This window comes from Campylobacter sp. IFREMER_LSEM_CL1890 (assembly GCF_025772045.1).
GTDB lineage: Bacteria > Campylobacterota > Campylobacteria > Campylobacterales > Campylobacteraceae > Campylobacter_D > Campylobacter_D lari_D.
On the sequence record NZ_JAKMRK010000026.1, the window covers coordinates 1 to 2,788 of the forward strand.

General features: G+C 27.1%; 1 protein-coding gene. It reads left to right on the top strand.

Annotation, left to right across the window (positions count from 1 at the left end):
• Positions 1 to 300: 300 nt before the first annotated feature.
• A complete protein-coding gene (locus L8W57_RS07775; RefSeq protein WP_263662319.1) occupies positions 301 to 2,625 on the top strand; it encodes a hypothetical protein in 2,325 nt (774 codons plus the stop codon).
• Positions 2,626 to 2,788: the final 163 nt, after the last annotated feature.

The window sequence follows — 2,788 nt, forward strand, 5'->3', positions numbered from 1 at the left end:
AAAGGATTTACATGTTAAGATTTTTATCCAAAAATCACCTCACGGGGGGGGGGATACGATAATTTTCGTTTTAACTCAAACACTTTAAACCCTTTAAAAAACTATAAAAACTTTAATCTATTAAAACTTTCCCTACTCACTATACTTTCACTAAACTCTTTAGAAGCTGCCACCCAGGCAAATTATGATAAAGCTTCTAATACTTATGTAATTAAAAAACACCATTATAATAATAATGATGTTTATGATTATAATCTTGACACATATAAACTCTTAAGTGGTAAAAACTTCTATGGTCAAATGGCTAGCAATAAAAACCTTTCAAATATTACTTTAATCTATGATAATCCTAAAAACAAAGCTCATGAAAAAATGAATGATTTATATTTTAAACAAGACATACTCACTCCAAGTATCAAAGAAGATATTTTTGTAGTTAATGGTTTTCATAGTTCTAACTCAGCTAATACTACTCTAAATCAAATCAGCTATATACCTTTTTTAGTTTCAGCCTATACCTTTAATGCAAAAGCAAATAATAATACTCTAGTATTAAAAGCAGGGGAATTATCTTCAGTATATTATTTAAAACCTACCGATAAAGAAGTAATTAATCCTAAAGCTAGTGGCTTAGATAATAAATATAATTTTTTAATCACTCCAGCCATAGCAAGAAAAGGTGAAGCAAGCAATAACACTTTAAATTTCTTAAAAGATGCCTATGTAAATATGGGTGTTGAAAACACCTATACCTTACCTTTAAATGGTGCTCCTTATATCTTAGGTGCTTTTGGGGTTGATGCTAATACTAATAATAATACTGTGATATTAAATAAGGGAGTAAAGATAGACTTTCATACTACTCCTTATAAACAAAGCACTTTAGGGGATAATATTTTTGATGAGAGAATGACTCATGTAGTAGGAGCTTATACTTATAATGCTAATGCTAAAAATAATAAGGTTATTATAGATGGAGCTTCTTTATTAGTCCATGGTCCAAGTGGAGCTTATTCAACATCAGCTGCTACTCACTTAGGTGGAGCTTTTGTAGATGTAAATAACAATCAAAGCTATGAAGTAAGCAATAATAGTGTAATTATTAATGATTTAAAACTAGATTTAAGAGTGGATACTAAAAATACTCCATTAGCATACAATGCTATTTTAGTAGGAGCAGTTTATGGGGGTAAAATCATACAAGGTAATGCTTATAAAAACACCATAGATATAAAAGACTTACAAACCTTATTAGCATTAAATACTAATGTAGAAGTAAAAGCACTCTTAGACTTTTATGCAGGTATAACTAATAATGGTATAGCTAATGATAATAATATTAATATTACTCTTAAAAAGCCATTTGAAATCAATTCTAATTTTACAGGTAAAAATGAGTTTAATCTTTATGGTGGGGTAGCTACTAAAGGAGCTAGTAGAAATAGTATAAATATCAATGGAGACTTAACCAAAGGACTTACCACTGAAAATCATCAAGATAAAATTCAAATCACAGCAGCACAAACTCTAAGTTCTAAAGCAAATAATAATAGTATTGTTATTAAAAACTCAAACATAGCTATGCCTTTATACTTATATGGAGTTAGTAAAGCAAGTATAGATAATAAAGATTATTATGCTAGTAGTGCTAATGCTAATAGTATAGTTTTAGATAATGTAAAATCAGGTAGAAACCTCACTGCTATTATAGAAGCTGATAATTTAGAAAAAAACACTATAAAATATAATATGGTGCAATCTTTATCCAATGCTTCTAATATAGATAAAGGTTCTAAAATCATTTTAAGAGCTAATGAAAATGCTAATGATAATACTTTAAATATTAAAGATTATTCAAGTGCAGCTAGTTCTAATGTATATATTATTAATGCAAAAAATGAAAGTGCTAATAATACTTTTATCTTTGATAATTTAGCCCTAGGTACAGCTTCTGATAAAAGAGAAGGGGAAATAATAATTAGTGCAGGTATAGCTAAGAATACTCATGATAATTATACTCATATAAATAATTTAAATATAGATGAGTATAAAAACAACAAAGCTATATTTATAAGCGCTTCTGGAATATATAGTGAAAATGATAAAAGCTATAATAATACTTTATACTTAAGTGGTAATACTAATATTTTTAACAATACCAATATAGAAGTATTAGCAGGAAGCTTTTTACAAACTAAAAAAGATAATAACTTTGTATCAAAAGTTCTAACACATAAAAATGGTACTAATAATCATTTAATATTAAATACAAATATAAAAGCAAATACTATTAATAACTTTGATCATTATAGCTTTATCTTAAAAGATGATACTAAAGCTTATTTAAATGCTAAAGAAGTGATTAATCTTTCTAAAGATAGTTCTATTAATGTATATACAAACAATAATGTAAAAAATAAAAGCATTATTTTAATGCAAAGTGAAAAAGGCTTTGTAGATGCAAATAATAAACACTTAAATCAAAAAGACTTACAAAGCTTATTAGAAACTATCACTAAAAACAATCAAAGCTTACATAAAAACATCAAAGCAAAAGTTCAAAAAGCTAAATACACTCTAAGTGTAAGTAAAGATGCAAAAAGCATAGTAGTGAATTTAAATTAAAACAATGCACCAAAAGGATTAATTATGAAAACACATAAACTATCAAATCACATCATACTCTCAGGCATAACAGTATCAATGTTATTATCACCTATGGTGGCAGCAGATAAACCACTTAATCCAAATCACTTACCTAGTGGTGGTAAATTTACTCATGGGACTA

What these genes read in the sequence shown, in the direction of transcription:
- L8W57_RS07775 (WP_263662319.1), top strand. Translation starts at nt 301, where the DNA reads ATGGCTAGCAATAAAAACCTTTCAAATATTACTTTAATCTATGATAAT.